A 17,762-nucleotide genomic window follows, 5' to 3' on the forward strand; every position below is an offset into this window, starting at 1 on the left:
ACGCCCCCGGCTCCCCGCGAAGCCCCTGGCTCCCTGGGCTGCGGGGTGAGCGGCCGTGTCTGAGGGCGCCCTGCTGCCCCCGGTCGTGGTCCGGCTCCTGGGCGACATCACCCAGCTGCGCGGCACGTTCCGACAGGCCCGCGCCGAGGCCACAGGACTGCAGGGGAGCTTCCGCCAGTCCGGGGCCACGGTCGCCGCGGGCATGGCGAAGATGGGCCGCAGCGTCTCCCTGGTCGGCGCCGGCGTCGCGGTCGCCTCGACGAAGATGGCGGCCGACTTCCAATCCGAGACGATGGTCTTGCACACCGCCGCGGGCGAGACCGTGAAGAACCTGGCCACCGTCCGCCAGGGCATCCTCAACATCGCCACAGGCACCGGTACAGGCATTCAGAACCTGACCGACGGCATGTACCAGATCGAAAAGGCCGGCTACCGGGGGAAGTCCGGCCTGACGGTCCTGAAGGCTGCCGCGCAAGGCGCGAAGGAAGAGAACGCTCAACTCTCCACGGTCACCAACGCCATGACCTCGGTCATGGCGTCGTACCACCTGCACGCCAGCGACTCCGTGCGTGTCATGAACGGCCTCAAGACGGCGGCCGGCGAGGGCAAGATGACGATGGAGGAGTTCGCGGGCTCCCTTTCGACGGTCTTGCCGATCGCGTCCGCCAACAAGATCTCCTTCCAGGAAGTGGCCGGCGCTCTGGCCACGCTCACCCAGCACGGCACCTCGGCCCGGGAGGGCACGCAGGAACTCGCCTCGACGATCCGGAACCTGGCTGCGCCCAACAACGTCGCGGTGCAGACGATGCAGAGATTCGGCCTGTCCGCCACGGACGTGCAGACCAAGCTCGGCAAGCGCGGCCTGACCGGAACCCTCGACCTGCTCACCCAGACCGTCCTGTCGAAGATGGGCAAGTCCGGGACGATCTTGTTGAGCGCGTTCAACGACACCAAGCAGGCCGCGGCCAACGCCCGGCAGATGCTCTCGCTGATGGACCCCGCGGTCGCGAAGGTGGCGCGCGCCTTCGAGACCGGCAAGATCTCGGTCGGCGACTGGCGCAAGCAGATCAAGGGCATGCCCACCGACCAGGCCAACCTGGCCAACCAGTTCGCGACGTTCGTCAACAAGACCCACGGGTTCAGCGACGCCCTGAAGAAGGGCGGCCCCGCAGCCACCACCTACACCGACGCGATCAAGCGCATGACGGGCGGCGCGATCGGCCTGAACACCACGCTGCAGCTCACCGGGGAGAACGCCAACGGCTTCAAGGACCGGGTCAAGAAGGTCGGCGAGTCCTTCAACCACAGCAGCAAGGACGTCGAGGGCTGGAAGGAGACGTCCAAGCAGCTCAGCACGCAGCTCGCCCAGATCAAAATGGGTGCTGAGAAGGTGGCGATCGAGATCGGCTCCAAGCTGATCCCGGTCGTCTCCGCCGTGATCGGCTTCTTCGCGAAGCACAAGTCCGCCGCGACCGCGCTGGCCGCGGTCATCGGCGGCGTCCTCGCCCTGTCCGTGGTCGCGTACGCGGCGAAGCTCACCATGAGCGCGGCCAAGGGCGTCGTCGAGGTCGGCAAACTCGGGGTGTCCGCGGTCAAGATGGGCGGCCGCGTCGTCCAGGGCTTCCGGGACGCCCGGGTCGCCGGGAGCGCCTTCTCCGGGAAGGCCGGCTCGTTCGGCGGCGCGCTGCGCAAGGGCTTCGACGGCATCGTGTCCGGAGCGAAGACCGCCGGCGGCGCGGTGAAGACCCTCGCGCTCAACATCGGCAAGGTGTCCGCCAGCGCCGGCAGGGCCGCCTGGACCGGCGTCGTCAAGGGCATCAAGGGCGTCGGCCTCGCCATGAAGACGGCCTCAGTACAGGCGCTCGGCTTCCTGCGGACCATGGCTCTGTCCGCGCTGTCAGCGGCGCGCGCCGCGATTTCATACACGGCACAGAAGATCGCCCTCGTCGCATCGACGATCGCCTCGCGGGCCGCCGCGATCGCCCAGGGCGCCCTGAACCTGGTCATGGACGCCAACCCGATCATGCTCATCGTGCTGGGCATCGCCGCCCTGATCGCCGGGCTGATCCTCGCCTACAACAAGATCGGCTGGTTCAGGGACTTCGTCAACAGCGCCTTCAAGATGATCAGCAGCGCGATCGGTGCGGTCATCGACTGGGTGAAGGGGCACTGGCCGCTCCTCCTGGCGATCCTCACCGGCCCGATCGGCATCGCGGTCGCCCTGGTCGTCAAGTACTGGGACAAGATCAGCTCCGGGTTCAAGACGGCCTACCACGCCACCGTCAACACCGGGAAATCCCTGATCGACTGGATCACCGGACTGCCCGGCCGGGCGAAGAACGCCCTGTCCTCCCTCGCGGCCAAGGTCGCCGAGGTCGCCCTGGACGCCTGGTACCGCTTCAAGTCCTCCACCATCAGCAAGGCCACTGAAGCGATCGCCTGGGTCAAGGGGCTGCCCGGCCGGGTCAAATCCGCACTCGGGAACCTGGGCAGCCTCCTCCTGGGCGCCGGTAAGGCTCTGATCGGCGGTTTCATCACCGGGATCAAGAACATGGCCGGGGCGGCGTACAACGCCGCGAAGGGCGTGGTCTCGAAGATCGCCGGCCTGTTCCCGCACTCACCCGCGAAGGAAGGCCCCTTCTCGGGACGCGGCTGGACGCTGCACTCGGGCCGGGCCCTGATGGACGGCCTGGCGGACGGCATCCGCGCAGGCGCCCCGCGCGCCCACGCCACGATGCGTGACGCCGCGAAAGCGACCTCGGACGCCTTCGCGCACACCCTCGGGATCGCCAGCCCGAGCAAGGTGTTCCGCCAGCTCGGTATCTACATCAACACCGGCCTGGTCGACGGCCTCACCGGCTCGATGGCGAAGGTCAAGGCCGCGACCCGGCGTATCGAGTCGCTGCTGATGCAGACCTACAGCAAGGTCGCCGACCTCAAGGGCACCCGCGGCGTCTCCAACTCGTGGGTGAAGTCCCACGAGAAGACGATCAAGAAGCTGGAGGCGTACGCGAAGAAGGAGGACAAGGTCCTCCGCGGCCTGGCGGCGAAGCGCGACTCGGTCGCCGCCAAGCTGAAGACCGCCCAGAAGAAGCTGAAAGACCTCCAGAAGGCCTGGTCCGACGAGGTCAAGAACGTCAGCCAGGGCATCATGCAGGGCTTCTCCGTCGTCACGGAGGCCCCGCAAGAGGGCTTCGCGTTGACCGCGCAGGACGTGGTCAACAAGATGCGCGACCAGCAGCAGAAGGCCGTCCAGTTCGCGGCCCAGCTGCAGGCCCTGAAGAAGAAGGGCCTCTCGAGCGATCTGATCGCGCAGATCGCCGCCGCCGGCGTGGACCAGGGCGGCGCGACCGCCACGGCTCTGGCCGGAGCGACGAAGGACCAGATCAAGCAGATCAACGCGGCGAACACGGCCACGAAGAACGCGGCCACCAGCGCGGGCAAGTCGGTGGCCGACGCGATGTACGGGTCCGGGATCAAGGCGGCCCAAGGGCTGGTCAAGGGCCTCCAGTCGCAGGAAAAGGCGATCGAGAAGCAGATGCTCAAGATCGCGAAGAAGATGGCCACCACCATCAAGAACGCCCTCAAGATCAAGAGCCCGAGCCAGGTCTTCGCCCAGATCGGCCAGTGGATCCCCAAGGGCCTCGCCGCCGGCGTCGAGCGCCACGCCCACCACGCGACCACCGCCGTACACCGCCTCGCCAGCTCCGTTGCGGGCGCCGGCTCGTTCACCGGACCGGGCCTCGCGATGGCAGGAGGCGGCGGCACCGTCGTCTACAACAACACGGTGCAACTCCACGTTGAGGGCCACGTACTGACGGAACGGAAGCTCCTCGACGTCGTCGAGAGAGGCTTCCTGCGTCGCGGTATGCGCAACCCGGCGACCTACCCCGCCTACAAGCGCTGAGCACCGGTCGGCGCCGTCCTGCGGCTCTACACCTGCCCGAGCCTGGGCCGACGAGACCACCTTGCAACGGCGTGGCACGCCCGACACGGCGCGACATCCCGCGTACAAGCACTGAGCAGGAGCAGCACTGATCTCAAGGAGACCCCGTGGACACCCCTCGGACGCGCCGTACGCCGCCCGCCGCCGTGGCGTCGATCCTCTGTGCCGCCCGCGCCCGGGCCGGGCTGGGACAGCGGGAGACGGCCCGGCGGGCGGCGTTGTCGTCGGGCTATCTCGCCAACCTCGAGGCCGGCCGTCGCTGTCCGTCCACGGCGGCCCTCGCCGCCCTGGCCTCGGTGCTGCCCTTCACCGCGGCGGAGCGCCAGGAGCTCGAGGCGGCGGCCGTGACGGACGCCGGGCTCAGCAACCCGCTGCGCCAGACGCCCGGTCAGAGGCCGGTGCCAGCCACGGGGTTGTCCTCCCACTTGTCGGCGTCTTCGAAGTAGCCCAGCAGCGCTTTCGATCCGTCGGCCCATCCGCCGTGGCGGCCGACGCGTACGACGTCGTGACCGGCCTTGCGCGCCGCGGTGGCGAACCCACGCCGCAGGCTGTGCCCGGTCCACCGCCCGTCGAGGCCGGCCGCGGCCGTGGCGCGTTCGACGACGTCTGCGGCGGCCTCCGGGGTGATCCGGCCCGTGGGGTCGCCGATCGGCCGGCCGCGACGGTGCATGGGCGGCGCGACGCGGCCGTGCCGGTCGACGCGCACGAACAGCGGCCCCTCGGTCCGGCCCGCCTCGGCCATGGCCTCCCGCAGGGCGCGTACGGCCCGCACGGGGCAGGTGGCGGGGTTGGCGCCGTACGGGATCGCGGTGTCGGTGAAGGCCTTCAGCTTCTTCCGGTAGACGGCGGCCTCGAGGCCGTTGTCCGTCTCGGCGACGTCGGCCAGGTCCAGCGCGGCGAGCTCGGAGACGCGACCGGCGCAGGCGAAGCCGAGGAGCAAGAGCGCGGCGTCCCGCTTGCCCTGCAGCGTGGTGCGGTCCAGCGCGGCGAGCACGGTCCGCAGTTGCGCGGGCTGGAGGGGGTCGGCCTTGCGAGGCCGGGCGGCGGGATCCTTGGCGCGCGCGAGCCGGTCGCGGTAGCCGCGCAGCACGACGCGGGCGCCCTTGCAGCTGGGCACCGGGACGTTGGCGGCGGCGTGCGCGGTGCGGATGGCGGACAGGGCGCGCTCGATGGAACTCGGCCCGTACGGGCGGCCGGTGCGCGGCCGCGGGGTGAGGGTCAGGTGCGTCGTGTACTCCACGACGGTCTCCGGGCTGGCGGGCAGCGGGGTCGTGCCGGTCGCCGTGCACCAGGAGGTGAAGCCCGCCCAGTCGGTGCTGTAGGCGCGGCGCGTGGAGTCTGCGGTACCGGCCGCGAGCGCGGCCCGCGCGGCATCGGACAGCGGAGCCGAGACCGCCTGGGGGAGGGCTGCGACGGGGGTGCTCAACTCCAGTTGCTGGCTCATGAGAAGGAACATTATCCGGAGCCAGAACCGCTTTCCTAGGAAAGCACCGAAAACGCGTTGCGGGATCCCTGCGGCGAGTGTCGGCTGGATGGCCCGGGAGGGTCGCTTGCCGCACTAGCGTTGGCCCATGACCTCGGATGCAGAGAAGCAGCTGAATGCAGGCGGCCTGGAACTCGAAGAGGAGGACTTCGGCCGCGAGGACGAGCCGGACGTCGACGGCTGCGCGCTCATTGGCGTGCGTGATGAAGGACTTCAGGTGCGGCTCGTCATCCGCCCCGGACTGGCCCCTGCCTTCCGTGCCGGATTCGCCGAGTGGGCCCTGCAGCGCATCCAACGATTCGAAGAGCACGGACCCGAACCGGACGGCTGGCAGAAGCGCAGCGACGGCAATTGGCAACTGTGGGTGCGCCGGCACTGGTTGCCGCAGATCGACTGACCGGATGCGCCTCGACGCACTCAGCACGAGATCATTCGCGGGCATCGATCAGCCAGCGCCGCCGACCCCCGTCGTCACGAGGGCAGCCACGACGTCCGGCCGGCACAGGTCACCGGCACGCCGGGGTGCGACCGCCCAGTGGGGCCCGGGTGGACGTACGCAGTCCAGGCGCGGGATGCCGAGGTAGACACCCGACCCCAGGAACTCCGCGCGCTGGTCGTGCTCCCAAGCGGGTTCGACGTTTGCGGGAACGAGTGGGTAGTAGAGGCCCGGGCGTGATGGGCGCGGGTCGCAGATGACCGGGCCCTCGAGCAGCTCGGCGAGTGCCTGGGCAACAGCGCCGACCTCGTTCACGCCGAGGGTGGCGTGGACGAGGCCGCCGGTTAGCCGGATCGCGGCGAATGTGTGCCCGAGCGGCACAAGGGCGGCGGCACGCGTGGCCCACTCGCGCTGTACCCAGCCGGGCTCCGGGTGAGCCTGCGACAACCACGTGATGACGTGTGCTTCTGCCTGCTTGTTCGGCATGTATCGCCCCTGTCCCCGTCAGGGTGGGAGAGCGGTCGCCCCTCGGCCCGGCCTGCTGCGGTGCGGAGCATGGACAGGCCGGGCCGAGGAGTCAGCGGTACGGCGGCCGCCCCGTCGGGGGAACGAGGGGCGGCCACCGTCTTCCCGTGGCCGGTCGGCGCGGTGGTGGCCGGCCTCGGGGGTCAGCGTCGCGCGCCGACAGTGGCCTGGTCGTTGCCTGCGAGTCGCAGGATGGCCCGCTGGAGGATGAGCAGGCGGCGTTCGTCGAGCGACTCGACGGCTGTGAGCGAGACGTGGCCGATGCCCACCATGGAAAGCACGAGGCCGAGAAACGCGCGCTGCTGGTCGTCGAGGCTCAGCGTGTAGAGGCGCCCCATGAGACGGTCCCAGACGGCCGTCATCCGGCCGTCCTGCTTCACGACCAGGGCCGTGCGTACGCCATCGTGGGCGAGGAGGGTCTCCTCCTCGGCGAGGGCCTGCGCCGCTGTCCGGTCACGGTCGCTCTTGGCGTTGCGGACCAGCAGCTCGCCGAGCTTCGGTACATCGACCTCGGCGGCGGGGGTGGTGGTCGTCATGGGGTTGCCTCCGTGGGACGTCGGGACCCGCCGGGGCCGAACGCGGCGGCGAGTACGGTGGGGTCGGTCAGTTGGCCCGTCCCGTCGGGGCGGTGCAGCCAGAAGCGGCCGCAGACCGGCCAGCCCGTGGGCGGGCAGTGCAGCGGCGTGCCGGACGGCTGGACCGCTACCGCCCGTACGTCGGCGAGCTCGTCGGCAGCGTCGCTGGGCACCAGCCACCAGGCCCGGTCGAGCAGGGGATCGGCGAGCACAGGGCCGCGGTGTTCCTCGCGAATGCGGTTGAGGGCCTGCATCGTGGTGACGAGCAGCGCTTCGGCGGCGAGCCAGTGAGGGCCGGAGGGGATCGGGGCGAGTGCCTCTATCCACCACGCCTGGCGGACAAGGTCCGGGTGCGCGGAGCAGTCGGCGAGCCACGCGTCCCCGGCCTCGTACGCGGCGGCGAAGTGTGGCTTCGGGCGGCACCGCCCCGATCGCACCGCCGAGCCTTCCTCCGTGGTGTTGCTCATGCTGCCGCTCCGCGCTGGAGGGCATCGGCCAGTCGCATGGCGACGTCCGGGCGGACGCGGCCGAGCACGACGAGCCGGACCCGGTAGGACTCCTGCGGATCGACGGCGAGGGACGGAAGGACGATGCCGGCGCGGTCGAGTGCGGCCCGCAGGGATTCCATCGCCGTGAACGGGTCGACGTTGGACACGTCGTGCATCTCGGGTGCAGAGGCCATGAACGGGACCGTAGGGAGCGGCTGTTGACAGCTTCCAGGCGATGTTCTCGAATGTTCTCAGTCTCTGCTGAGATGTTCTCGTGTGGTCGCAAGCGGAGGTATGCGAGCAGTAGATCGGCGCGGTCGCCGTGGTGATGCTGATGGCGACCAGTCCCACGACGAGGGAGGCACCGTGGCACGACGGCTCATCTTCACCGGCACGGACAGCAAGAACGGCGGCTGCCCAGCACTCCACACCGACACCGACACCGGCGAGATCATCGTGCAGGGACCGCCGCTCACCGATCCCGACGACCTCGCCCGCCTCAAGCACTTTGGCCCCGACGACGCGGCGGTCGTCGTACCGGCCGAACTGCTCGTCAACCACGGCCCCAAGGAGCTGCACCGCGTGCCGAAGACCATCGACCTGGACGAGTTCGGCCAGCTCTTCCACACCTTCGAGCACACCGCTTGGCGGCTGGAGACGCGCCGCGGCTACGCCTCCGACCGCGAGGACCCCACCTACCGCGAGTTCGTCGACACGGGCCGGATCACCCTCGACTACGACGACGAGTGGTCGCAGACCATCCGGCATCAGGTCCGCGCCGGGAAGACGATCGGCCGCGTCCGCGTCGTCGACGAGCCGCCGACCGAGGGCCAGCTGTTTCTCCTCGCCGACTCCCCGCGCAACACCGCGGCCGGCGAGGACATCCGCTGCCTACCGCGCAACGAGGCCGAGGAACGACTGCTGCCCGCCGAGGACTTCTGGATCTTCGACAGCCGTATGGTCGCCCGCCTCAACTTCGACGAACAGGACGTCTTCCACAGCGTCGAGATCATCACCGACCCCGCTGAGGTGCTGCGGTACTGCCAGCTGCGGGACGCCGCCACGCACGACGCCATCCCGTGCGGCGAGTTCGCCGCGCGCCTGCGCACACCCTGACGAGCCGCCGGTGAGCACGGACTACCAACAGGCCCGCGAAGCCCTCGGCGCGCGACTGCGCGACCTCCGGCTGACCGGGCCCGCAGGACGGCTCACCGGCCCCCAACTCGCCGGGCGCCTCAGCTGGCCCCACTCGAAGGTCTACAAGCTGGAGAACGGCCGCCAGACCGCCACCCCGGACGACCTCCGGGCGTGGGCCGAGGCCGTCGGGCAGCCCGCCGTCTTCGCCGAACTCGACGCCCGACTCAAGGGGTTCGAGTCCCACATCCGATCCTGGCGCCGCCAGCTCGCCGCCGGCCACCGCCCTGTACAGGACGTGTGGAACCTCGAGGTCGACCGCTCCCAGGTCATCTACGCCTGGGAAGAGTCCGTCATCCCCGGCATGCTCCAGACCGCCGACTACGCCCGCGCCATGTTCCAGCGGTACACCGACCTGTACAGCTCCGTACGGGACACCGAAGAAGCCGTCCGCACTCGCATCCTGCGCCAGCAGTGGCTACACCACGGCGGCCACACCTTCCACGCCCTGGTGTGGGAGGCGGCCCTTCACGCCCTGATCTGCGCTCCCTCGGTCCTCACCGCGCAGCTCGACCGCCTCGCGGGCATGGTCGGGATGGACACCGTGGAGTTGGGAGTCGTCCCGCTCGGGGCGTCGCTGAAAATCCCCACAGCGAACGGGTTCTGGATCCTGGACGACCGGCTCGTGATCGCCGAGGACTGGCACGCCGAGATCTGGCTCGACGACGCCGACAGCGTGGCCACCTACATGAAGGTGTGGGACACACTGCGCGAGTCCGCGGTCTACGGGGCGGACGCACAGAACCTGATCAGCAAGGTGCAGCGGATGGTACGTCCACGGGCGTGACGTCTTGGGAGCCGCGGACGGCCCGGACGGGGTCGCAGCCTGTGATCGTGGGGCGCCTGGCGAGCCGACAGCTCAACCGGTCTTCTTCCAGGGTTTGCAGCCAGTGGTGGTGAACGCCTTGTCCGAGGCGGAGATCGTGACGGTCGTCCGGCCGCTGGTCGCGTTGTTCGCGATGATGTCCTTCACCTCGCCCGACGTGCTGGACAGCCGCGCCCAGTAGCAGCTCGTGATCAGACCGCCCTGCGGGCCCTTGGTGCTGTAGGTGCCGGGCTTGATGTCGCTGCCCACCACGTACGTGCCGTCGCCCGGGATGCCGTCGGCGGGAACCTTGTCCACGGCGGGCGAGCCGGTGGCGCGGACGGTCTGGAGGGCAGTTGTGGTCGCGGTGACCGTCGCCGAGGGGGAGGCCTTGTCGGCGTTGGGGTTTCCCGTGAGGCCGATCAGCACCCCGATGAAGAGACCGATGACGGCCGCGCCGGCGTGAGTGAGGAAGCGCCTCCAGGAGCGCGGGAGCCGGGATATGTCGCGATGGCCCTGGGAGTGCAGCGGCCCTTCTGGAGGGCCTGGCGGGGTCCGGCTGTCCATGGCTTCAGCGTGCGCCCGCCCGCTGCTGCCCGCACGCCGGGCCCAGGGGGAAGGGGCGCGCGGAGCGCACACGAACGGCCCCCTGCCTGGTCGTGGTGACCGTGCAGGGGGCCGAACTGCTTACGCTACCGGGAGGGTGTGACAACGAGGCATTGGTCTCAGCCCTGACTGTCGTCGATCTCATCTGCACTGCGGCCTGCCCGTGGCAGAGACTCGGCAGGAGCCGGGCCGGGCCGGCTATTCAGGCACAAGGACTCCGTTGACCATCTGTCCAGGGGCAGGCGGCGGGATCTTCTGCATGCCCGGCATCTGGGCGGAGCGTGCGTTCCAGCCCGCTCGGAACATGTCGTTCTGCAACAGCGCCACCTCATCGGCCAGCGCCTCCATCTCCTCGATGGAGACGGCGGAGGTGTGATAGCCCAGGTTCTTCCTGATGGGGTTCATCGCTTCGATGCCAACGCCGTTTTCAGTCGGCGCATAGAGCGCGTGCACGATCGTGTTGCGACGTTTGCGGAACGTGTCTGCGCGGGTGAGGCAGGACTCGATCTCAGCGATGTCTTCCGAAGGGATGTGTCCCACGGTGAGGGCCAGCCTGCAGAACTCCAGCAGCTGGCTGGTGTTGGCCGCGTTCGCGTACATGATCAGCGTCGGTTCGATGGTGATCGCGCCGAGCAGGTGGCGCAAGCTGAAGTCGAGTTCCCCACCAGCAAGCGTTATGCGGCCGACAGCTTCCAGGAAGGGGTTCCGCTCCCGGGGAGCGGCGTCGTTGGTCATGGCCGGGATGGTACGGCGGCAGGCCAGGGCAATGCCTCCGATTTTGTACTACTACGAGACAAGCCTTCACCGCAGCGAGGCCGTACGTCAGCGGCTGCCTGCCGCGTGGGTACGTCGCCACGAGTTGTGTGCGCGCCGCCCGAGCCGGAGCCGGAGCTTCTTCCCGCGGCAGCGCGGGCACGTCCGTGTCTTCCGGAAGCGCTCGATCTCGCCGGTGCCGCGGCAGCGCCGGCACGGGCCGAACGGCCGTAGCGCGCACAACACTGCGTAGCCGCCGAGCCAGGCGACGACGGCCGCCATCGCAACCCACATGACGTGTTCTCCCCCTCGAATCGCGGGTGTTTCCCGTTTCCCCGGGTCCTGCTGCTAGGCGCTAGGTAACAGGTCAAGGGCATGTTGTGGTGCTAGCGGGAGTGCTAGGCCTAGCAGCAGGGCGTGCTAGGCCTAGCACCCGTGCTCGGACTACGCCGCGGCCCGGTCGGCGTCACGGCGTGTGATCGCGGCGAGGACGTCGGCGCGCTTGATGCCGCGCTTCGTGGTGCCCTTGCCGTCCTCGCCGGCCGCCCACACGTCCACCGTGGCGATACCCCAGGGCTTCAGCGCGGGCGCGACGCTGGCGGTGGTCCACGCGCCGTAGACGTCCGGCCAGGCCTCGGCCAGCCGGGCGGCGATCCGCTCGCACCACAGCTGTTCCTCGTCCTCGCGGAACACCTTGGCGACGTCGCCGAGGACGTCCATCCCGCGGCTCTCGCTGGGGCTCTGGCCGATGGCGTGCCCGGTCACGTTGCCGTACGCCTCGCGCAGCTGGCGGGCGCGCACGACGACCAGCTCGGCCGCCGTGCCGTCGACGAACGCGGACGCCACGATGACCGGGTCGTCGCCCTCGCCCGCCATCCAGCAGATACCGCGGTCGGAGCGGCTGAACATGGTGGCCCGGATGCCGGCCTTGTAGGCGCCGGTGCCGAGGACCATGTCGTTGGCGGTGTGGCCCATCACCTTCAGGCAGAACCGCAGCACGGCGTTCGCGCTGATGCCGGACGGCAGGCTCTTGGCGTCCGGGCGCTGGGTAGCGAACATGCCGATGATGCCGAGGGCGGGGCCGCGCTTGGCGATGTCCGTGCAGATGGACTCCAGCTCGGCCCCGTACTTCTCGTGCTCGAAGGGGACCTGGCACTCGTCGAACCCGACGACGATCGGGTGCAGGCCGAGGCTGCGGTCGTTGGCCAGGGCCGGGGTCACCTTCGACTCAGGGCAGCGGGACTTGGGCAGGGACCGGATCACCTTCGCCCGCCGGCGCAGTTCCTCCTTCAACTCCCGCATGGCGTGCAGGACGTAGAGGAGGTCCTCGTCGTCTTCGCCGGACCGGTAGCGGTGGCAGACGGGCTCGAGGGGGCCGAGGTCGCCGGTGCCCTTGAAGTCGAACGCGTACAGCGCGGCGCGCGGGTCGAGAGCGGCGATGAGCAGGAGCAGCCGCAGGAGGAACGTCTTGCCCATCCTGGGGATGGAGCCGATGACGACGGAGGCGAACATCAGGGTGACGACGATGTCCCGCATGCGCTGGTCGTTGCCGAACACGACGGGCTTGAAGAGGTCGACCTCGCCCTCGCGTAGGAGCGGCCACGGGGGCTTGGTGGTCTCGTTCATGGGCTTGTCGCCCACCCACAGGATCAGCCGGCCCTCGTGCTCGTCGGGGTCGCCGGACGGCCACACGCAGCCGAGCTTGCGGCGCAGGCCGGAGGCGAGGGCCTGGCGCTCTTCCATGACGTCCTCGGGGACCACGCCGTACGGCAGATCGAGATCGGCGCGGTAGCCGGGCCCGTCGCGGGTGATCTCCGAGGTGAAGCGCATGCCGTTCATGTCGCCGCCCTTCTTGATGGCGGCCGTGATCTTCGGGTTGCCGATCGAGTCGAGGGCGCGCAGCACGATCGTCCCGGTGAGCTTCTGCAACTCCGTGCGCATCACGGCGGGGCCGATGACCGGGGCGTCGGGCTGCTGGCCGAAGTAGCCGAGGGTCAGCACGCCGCCGGCCGCGAACGCGTACAGGAAGCCCGGGGCCATGACGTACAGCCACAGGGCGAAGCCGAAGCCGAACACGCAGGCCACGACGGTCACCAGGCCGCGCAGGCGGACGCGTCCGGCGCGCAGCCGGGCGAGGGTGAGGTATTCGGTGACGTCCTCGGTGCGCACGGCGTAGTCGCGAAGTGGGGCGGCCTCGCGGTCCCAGAGCCACCGGTTGGTGTCGGCGACCAGGCGGGCGGCGCCGCGCGGCGCCATCATCGTCAGCTGCGCGGCGTACCAGGGGGCGCGCAGGCCGTGGTAGGCGGTGGCGTACCAGGCGTGTCCGGCGGCCCGCTCGACGGTCGCGAGCAGGTCGCGGCGGGAGCGCAGCCACGGGGCGATGATCGGGCGGCGCTTCTCCGTGGTCACGCCGGGGTCGGGGAGCTTGGGGTTGTCGACGGGGACCGGCGCGGGCGGGGCCTCGGCCGCGGAGGTCTCGGGTTCGGGCGGCAGGGTGTCGGTGGGCGTCGTGTTGGCGGGGGCGATGGTGTCCGTCATGCTGGGCTCTTCCTGCTCCTTGTACGGGTTGCGGGAGGCCCGGGGCGGCCGGTCGTCCGGCCAAGGTGACGGCCGCCCCGGGGCGTGGCTACTTGCCGTTTTTGCGGCGGCGGGCGGTGTCCTCGACGCGTTCGACCTTGCGTTTCAGGTCGCTGATGTCGACCTTGTCTCCGGCCAGGCCGCGCTTTGCCATCCGGACGTGCAGGAAGGCGAGTTGGGCTTTTTCGCCGCCGGTGAAATCGGACAGCTTCAGGTCATCGGCCATGTCAGCGCCCGCCCTTCCGGCTGGCCTTGTCCTTGTGGTCGTCGCCCATCTGCTGGGCCCTAGAGGAGCTGTCGGTCTCGTAGCCGCGGGCCCCGCAGCTGCACCGGTACTGGTACTTGCGGCCTCCGCGGGCGGGCCAGACGGAGACGCTGTGTTTGGTGACGGGCATGGGGGTTCTCCTGGTCAGCGGCGGTTGTCGAGCTCGGTCAGCTCGGTGTTCATCTGGTCGTGGAGCGCGTCGTGCAGTGCCTTGTCCTGCGGGCTGGCCATCGGGTCGGCGGCGATCTGCCGGGCGAGCGCGGCTTCGGCGGCGAGTGCGCCCTGGATCTGCTCGGTGGTGCGGGTGTCGCGGCACATGACGGGGATTCCTACTGCTGGTTGCGGACGTCGGACCGTCCGAACCACTTCTGGTGGACGTGGGTGTGCTGCTCGACGCGGACGGCCCGGCCGCCTGTGACGAGGGCGCGGGTTCCGGCGATGGCGAGGAAGAGCAGCAGGGCGCCCATGCCGGTCAGGCTGGAGACGAACTGGCTGGCGCCGACGAGGAACTTGCCGGCGCCCCACAGGGCGACGCCGGAGCCGACCCCGCCGGCGAGGAGCCGCTGAGCGGTCGGGTCGAGGACGGGCTGCGGGCTCAGGTCGCGCGCCGGCGCGGCCTGTACGGGGGCGGGAGCCTGGGACTTGCGGACGGGCACCATGCCGCCGTACGCGCCGGGCACCCAAACGACCGGGTCCCGCTCGTCGTACAGCTCCACGGGCCCGGTGCGGGGCAGCTGGTCGGCCTCGCTGACGTACCTCTGGTACTGCTCGGGAAGGTCGCTCACCGGGCCCACCGGCGGACGCGGGGCGAGCGGAGGCCGACGATCAGGCCGAGGCCGAACGCCACGACCACGGGCTTGGACAGGATCGCCGCGACGATGGCGATGACGACCGCGAGGGCGGCCGGAAAGGCGAGCAGGAGCCCGAGGAGGGCGCCGAGGATGAGCCAGCGCATCATGCGTAGCCGCCTTCCATGGGGTTGGCCGGGGGCTCCGGCTCGGTCTTCTTCGCTGCCCTCGAGAGGGCGGTACGGACGTAGGGCTCGGTCACGATCAGGCGGCGGTGACGCTCGACGTGCTCGACGATCTCCCGCGGTTTCGCATCCGGTCCGAGGGTGGATGCGGCTTCGATCACCGCGGCCTCGAGCGTGACCGGCGCCAACTCGCCGATGGGCGGGTTGACCTGTTGATGCGCGGGCGCATCAGGGCGGTCGACGGTGTACTCCGGGGGCTGTTGGCCGAGGACCAGGGCAACGGCAACGGCGTCCACCGGCACGCCGTAGGTGCCGAGGAGATGCGCGAGTTCGGCCGGGGGTGCATCAGGTCGCGCATCGTGGGCGAGACGGATAGCGTCGGCCGGGTCCATGTCGGCGAACTCGGCCCTCAGTCTCTCCGTCGCGGAGGCCTGCCTCGGCTGCATGGTCGGCTGCGCCGCGGACGCCGCGGACGTGGCTCCGTACATCCCGGCGAGGGCCGCATCGGCTCCCTCGCGGACGCGGACGCGCTGGACGTCGACCAGGCCGGCGCCGAGCTCCGTGTCGCCGACACCGACGTACTTCGCGAGGCGCCAGTAGCGGCGGACCGCACTGTCCTGCTTGCGCTTGTCGGGGTGCCCGTCGGCGACGGCCCGGTTGAACGCCAGCTGCCGGGCGGCGTCCGCGTTGCGGCGCATCACCTCGGCGTCCACGCCGGTCGTGTAGACGACGATGGAGCGGGCGATGAAGCCGAGGCCCTCGGCGGCCCCGGACATGGCGAGCGGGGTGACCGCGTACACGGCGGCCTCGCGCGGGTTGTCGGCGATGGCCACGCCGATGCAGGCGGCGGACAGCGGGGCCAGCCACATCCCGCCCCGTACGACGGCCGGGGCGGACATGCCCAGCATGGTGCGGCCGAGGAGGACCAGGGCCAGGATCAGCGTCAGCCCTTCCCCTGCGGCGACGACGCCGGCCGCGGTGGCCTGCCGGTGGAACGCAGCGACAGCGTTGGAGTAGGTGCCCCACGCGCCGAAGCCTCCGACGACGGCCATCGCCACGGCCGCCGCGCCGAGCACGACGGTCTGCCCCTGGGTGAGTTCTCTGGTGGTCATGTCTCGCCGACCTCCGGGGCGGCGGCGCGCACAGCGCGGTGCGCGGCAAGGGTCATGCCCTCGCGGTCATCAGCACGGCGCGCGATGACGAGGGCCTCAAAGAGCTGGTCAATGGGCGGGAGCAGCCGGGCCGACCGGCACACCGCATGGATCGCGGCGCGCTCGGTCGGCCGGCGGATGTGGCGGGCCGTCACGGGGTGGCCCCGCTCACGCCGCGCAGCTGCGCGGCGAGGCTGCGCAGGGTCGCCGCGTGGTCGGTGAGCGCGGTGGCCATGGCCTCGAGGCCGTCGGCGTCGGCTGGGTACCAGTCGGCGCCGATCTCGACGTTCACGAACACGGCCCGGCCCGGGGCGTATTCGGTGTAGGGGCGCTGTTCCAGGCCTGCGGTGAGCACGGTGGCGGGGCCGCGGCTGGTGGGCAGCGTCATCGTGTGCTCAGGGCCTTCGTGGCCGATGTCCGCGCGGAACTCGTCGTCCTGGCCCTCGTGCCCCTGGCACCACGGCGGGCAGACGACGGTGACCGGGCCGTGGTCGGCCGTACGGATCGTCACCTCGCGCCGCGTCACCGCCCGTCCTCCTCTCCGGTGTCGGGAACGGGAAGGCCGGCGGACTGCAGGAGCGCGCGGGCCGCCTGCCGTTCGGCGCGGGACTCGCCGGGGTCCCCGGCGACGATCCAGGCCTCGGCCTGCTCGAGCGTCATGCCGGTCGACGTGAACTCCACACGCAGGCGGAGGCGGACGGTGCCCAGGTCGGCCTCGTGCTGCCAGCCGTGGCCGTCCAGGGCCTCGGGGGTGCCGAGCTCGGGGAGCTGGGCACGGATGTCCTCGATGTGGGCGCCGGCCAGGAGGCCCATCAGCTCGTCCGGGGAGAGGGAGAGCGCGCTCACCGGCCCTCACCCCACACACTGGCGAGGGTGCGCAGCCGGTCGCGGACGCGATCGGCCTCCGCCCCGTACAGGGGCTTGCACACGTCGGACGCCCGGCCCTCGTGAGGGGCAGTCGCGGTCTGCTTACCCTCGCCGTCCTCGCCGCGGCCCCGCGCCTGCTCGCCGGCGGACTGCGTGGTACGGGCCTGCCACGTCGGATAGGCGACGGGGTGCTCGGCGGTCCACTCGCGCAGGCGCCGTGCCGAGTGGGCGAGGTGGCCGTGGGCCAAGAGCAGTTCGACGATGACCCGGGTGTCCGAGGCACGGCGGGTGAGCAGCTCGGCGCGCGCCTGGTCGTCGACGGGCCGGTCAGCGAGGGGTACGTCGAGGGCCTCGACGATGGCGGTGAGCAGTTCCCGGACCGGGGCGGGCAGGGCGCCCGGCAGGATGCCGGGCGCCTCCACGGCCGGGCTGAGGGCCGTGTGCGTCATGCCTGCCCCCGCTCGGCGAGCTGGGCGCGCAGCTGGGTGAGCGCCGCGGTGGGGGCGAGGCTGGCCGGGACGACGACCACGGACTCCTCCGCCAGCACGCACACCCCGGTCAGGCCGGGGGAGGCGGTGGTGCGGATTTCCAGGTCGTGCTCGGCCGCCAGGTCCTCGAGCATCCGGGCCGGGGTGGTGAAGCGGTCGTAGAGCTCGGGCAGCCACATCTCCAGCAGCTCGAGGTCACCGCGGCACGCCTCCGCGGGCGTCTTGCCCTCGGCCTCCGCCCGGGCGGCTCCGGCGCGGAAGAGGCGCTCGAGGGCGAGCAGCGCGGTGCCGATCGCGTCGACGTGCGCCTCCTTGGCGGGGCTGTCGGCCTGCTGGCTGCTCTGTACGGTGGTGCTCATGGTCTGACTCCCTTGAGACGAAGGGTTCGGATCTCAGGCGCCGCCCGGTGGGTGAGATCACCGGGCGGCGCCGCTGTGTTTGCGGCCTGAGTCCCGAAGGACTTTGTCCGCCTCACGTTGACAAAGTTAGGGTCTGACCGAGAACCTTGTCAACGTCATTGGGGCAAGGTTGTTGGGGGCGTGTCGATGCGGAGACTGCATAGACTTTGTCCACGTCGAAGCGACAAGGAGCCGTGCATGGGAGCCGACCCGAACGCCGAGTACTGGACAG

The 17,762-nt window shown here is 70.6% G+C and carries 24 protein-coding genes; 5 read left to right on the forward strand and 19 right to left on the reverse strand.

Annotation, left to right across the window (positions count from 1 at the left end):
- Nucleotides 1-55: 55 nt before the first annotated feature.
- Nucleotides 56-3,907 carry a phage tail tape measure protein gene (locus tag SSP08S_RS39860; protein WP_019073247.1) on the forward strand — a complete coding sequence of 1,284 codons (3,852 nt, stop codon included), beginning with the start codon at nucleotides 56-58 and terminating at the stop codon, nucleotides 3,905-3,907.
- A 146-nt stretch (nucleotides 3,908-4,053) separates the two neighbouring features.
- Nucleotides 4,054-4,392: a helix-turn-helix domain-containing protein gene (locus SSP08S_RS56780; protein WP_019073248.1), complete on the forward strand. Its 339-nt coding sequence runs from the start codon at nucleotides 4,054-4,056 to the stop codon at nucleotides 4,390-4,392.
- Here SSP08S_RS56780 and SSP08S_RS39870 read toward each other — a convergent pair.
- On the reverse strand, nucleotides 4,335-5,390 hold the full coding sequence (locus SSP08S_RS39870; RefSeq protein WP_102133510.1) for a site-specific integrase: 1,056 nt from the start codon (nucleotides 5,388-5,390) through the stop codon (nucleotides 4,335-4,337). The genes SSP08S_RS56780 and SSP08S_RS39870 overlap by 58 nt on opposite strands.
- A gap of 127 nt (nucleotides 5,391-5,517) precedes the next feature.
- Here SSP08S_RS39870 and SSP08S_RS39875 point away from each other — a divergent pair, with 127 nt between their 5' ends.
- Entirely contained in the window at nucleotides 5,518-5,826 is a 309-nt protein-coding gene (locus SSP08S_RS39875) for a hypothetical protein (RefSeq protein ID WP_019073250.1), read from the forward strand.
- A 48-nt stretch (nucleotides 5,827-5,874) separates the two neighbouring features.
- On the opposite strand, the gene SSP08S_RS58440 is transcribed toward SSP08S_RS39875, so the two are convergent.
- The 4 genes from SSP08S_RS58440 to SSP08S_RS39895 form a co-directional block, all read right to left on the reverse strand.
- Nucleotides 5,875-6,351 carry a hypothetical protein gene (locus tag SSP08S_RS58440; RefSeq protein WP_019073251.1) on the reverse strand — a complete coding sequence of 159 codons (477 nt, stop codon included), beginning with the start codon at nucleotides 6,349-6,351 and terminating at the stop codon, nucleotides 5,875-5,877.
- Between the two features lie 182 nt (nucleotides 6,352-6,533).
- Nucleotides 6,534-6,926 (reverse strand): hypothetical protein, encoded by a 393-nt coding sequence (locus SSP08S_RS39885; RefSeq protein WP_019073252.1) that lies wholly within the window; start codon nucleotides 6,924-6,926, stop codon nucleotides 6,534-6,536.
- Nucleotides 6,923-7,432, reverse strand: a complete 510-nt coding sequence (locus tag SSP08S_RS39890; protein ID WP_019073253.1) for a hypothetical protein — start codon at nucleotides 7,430-7,432, stop codon at nucleotides 6,923-6,925. Before SSP08S_RS39890 ends, SSP08S_RS39885 begins: the two co-directional genes overlap by 4 nt.
- Nucleotides 7,429-7,647: a hypothetical protein gene (locus tag SSP08S_RS39895; protein WP_019073254.1), complete on the reverse strand. Its 219-nt coding sequence runs from the start codon at nucleotides 7,645-7,647 to the stop codon at nucleotides 7,429-7,431. Before SSP08S_RS39895 ends, SSP08S_RS39890 begins: the two co-directional genes overlap by 4 nt.
- Before the next feature lie 172 nt (nucleotides 7,648-7,819).
- Here SSP08S_RS39895 and SSP08S_RS39900 point away from each other — a divergent pair, with 172 nt between their 5' ends.
- Both SSP08S_RS39900 and SSP08S_RS39905 read left to right on the forward strand, forming a co-directional pair.
- Nucleotides 7,820-8,569, forward strand: a complete 750-nt coding sequence (locus SSP08S_RS39900) for a DUF6879 family protein (protein WP_019073255.1) — start codon at nucleotides 7,820-7,822, stop codon at nucleotides 8,567-8,569.
- 10 nt (nucleotides 8,570-8,579) lie between these two features.
- On the forward strand, nucleotides 8,580-9,434 hold the full coding sequence (locus tag SSP08S_RS39905; protein ID WP_019073256.1) for a helix-turn-helix domain-containing protein: 855 nt from the start codon (nucleotides 8,580-8,582) through the stop codon (nucleotides 9,432-9,434).
- 72 nt (nucleotides 9,435-9,506) lie between these two features.
- Here SSP08S_RS39905 and SSP08S_RS58445 read toward each other — a convergent pair whose 3' ends face one another.
- The 14 genes from SSP08S_RS58445 to SSP08S_RS39975 form a co-directional block, all read right to left on the reverse strand.
- The gene (locus tag SSP08S_RS58445; protein WP_019073257.1) at nucleotides 9,507-10,019 is read right to left on the reverse strand and encodes an Rv1352/Rv1906c domain-containing protein; all 513 of its coding nucleotides are present in this window, start codon (nucleotides 10,017-10,019) and stop codon (nucleotides 9,507-9,509) included.
- 237 nt (nucleotides 10,020-10,256) lie between these two features.
- Nucleotides 10,257-10,793, reverse strand: coding sequence for a hypothetical protein (locus SSP08S_RS39915; RefSeq protein ID WP_245608049.1), 537 nt, complete (start codon nucleotides 10,791-10,793; stop codon nucleotides 10,257-10,259).
- A 462-nt stretch (nucleotides 10,794-11,255) separates the two neighbouring features.
- Nucleotides 11,256-13,349 carry a cell division protein FtsK gene (locus SSP08S_RS39920; protein ID WP_019073259.1) on the reverse strand — a complete coding sequence of 698 codons (2,094 nt, stop codon included), beginning with the start codon at nucleotides 13,347-13,349 and terminating at the stop codon, nucleotides 11,256-11,258.
- Between the two features lie 88 nt (nucleotides 13,350-13,437).
- Nucleotides 13,438-13,614 carry a DUF6257 family protein gene (locus SSP08S_RS62675; RefSeq protein WP_019073260.1) on the reverse strand — a complete coding sequence of 59 codons (177 nt, stop codon included), beginning with the start codon at nucleotides 13,612-13,614 and terminating at the stop codon, nucleotides 13,438-13,440.
- A gap of 1 nt (nucleotide 13,615) precedes the next feature.
- Entirely contained in the window at nucleotides 13,616-13,783 is a 168-nt protein-coding gene (locus tag SSP08S_RS62090) for a hypothetical protein (RefSeq protein ID WP_019073261.1), read from the reverse strand.
- 14 nt (nucleotides 13,784-13,797) lie between these two features.
- Nucleotides 13,798-13,971, reverse strand: coding sequence for a hypothetical protein (locus tag SSP08S_RS62095; RefSeq protein WP_019073262.1), 174 nt, complete (start codon nucleotides 13,969-13,971; stop codon nucleotides 13,798-13,800).
- An 11-nt stretch (nucleotides 13,972-13,982) separates the two neighbouring features.
- Nucleotides 13,983-14,438: a hypothetical protein gene (locus SSP08S_RS56795; protein WP_158697277.1), complete on the reverse strand. Its 456-nt coding sequence runs from the start codon at nucleotides 14,436-14,438 to the stop codon at nucleotides 13,983-13,985.
- A complete protein-coding gene (locus SSP08S_RS62100) occupies nucleotides 14,435-14,611 on the reverse strand; it encodes a hypothetical protein (protein WP_019073264.1) in 177 nt (58 codons plus the stop codon). Before SSP08S_RS62100 ends, SSP08S_RS56795 begins: the two co-directional genes overlap by 4 nt.
- Nucleotides 14,608-15,738, reverse strand: a complete 1,131-nt coding sequence (locus SSP08S_RS58450; RefSeq protein WP_051106069.1) for a hypothetical protein — start codon at nucleotides 15,736-15,738, stop codon at nucleotides 14,608-14,610. Before SSP08S_RS58450 ends, SSP08S_RS62100 begins: the two co-directional genes overlap by 4 nt.
- Nucleotides 15,735-15,932: a hypothetical protein gene (locus SSP08S_RS39955; RefSeq protein ID WP_019073265.1), complete on the reverse strand. Its 198-nt coding sequence runs from the start codon at nucleotides 15,930-15,932 to the stop codon at nucleotides 15,735-15,737. Before SSP08S_RS39955 ends, SSP08S_RS58450 begins: the two co-directional genes overlap by 4 nt.
- On the reverse strand, nucleotides 15,929-16,303 hold the full coding sequence (locus SSP08S_RS39960) for a DUF6907 domain-containing protein (protein WP_019073266.1): 375 nt from the start codon (nucleotides 16,301-16,303) through the stop codon (nucleotides 15,929-15,931). The genes SSP08S_RS39955 and SSP08S_RS39960 overlap by 4 nt, the downstream gene beginning before the upstream one ends.
- Nucleotides 16,300-16,623, reverse strand: coding sequence for a hypothetical protein (locus tag SSP08S_RS39965; RefSeq protein ID WP_019073267.1), 324 nt, complete (start codon nucleotides 16,621-16,623; stop codon nucleotides 16,300-16,302). Before SSP08S_RS39965 ends, SSP08S_RS39960 begins: the two co-directional genes overlap by 4 nt.
- Nucleotides 16,620-17,093, reverse strand: coding sequence for a hypothetical protein (locus SSP08S_RS39970; RefSeq protein WP_019073268.1), 474 nt, complete (start codon nucleotides 17,091-17,093; stop codon nucleotides 16,620-16,622). The genes SSP08S_RS39965 and SSP08S_RS39970 overlap by 4 nt, the downstream gene beginning before the upstream one ends.
- Nucleotides 17,090-17,491, reverse strand: a complete 402-nt coding sequence (locus SSP08S_RS39975; RefSeq protein WP_019073269.1) for a hypothetical protein — start codon at nucleotides 17,489-17,491, stop codon at nucleotides 17,090-17,092. Before SSP08S_RS39975 ends, SSP08S_RS39970 begins: the two co-directional genes overlap by 4 nt.
- Nucleotides 17,492-17,762 lie beyond the last annotated feature (271 nt).

Origin of the sequence: Streptomyces hokutonensis (assembly GCF_000376565.1) — a bacterium.
GTDB classification, from domain to species: Bacteria; Actinomycetota; Actinomycetes; order Streptomycetales; family Streptomycetaceae; genus Streptomyces; species Streptomyces hokutonensis.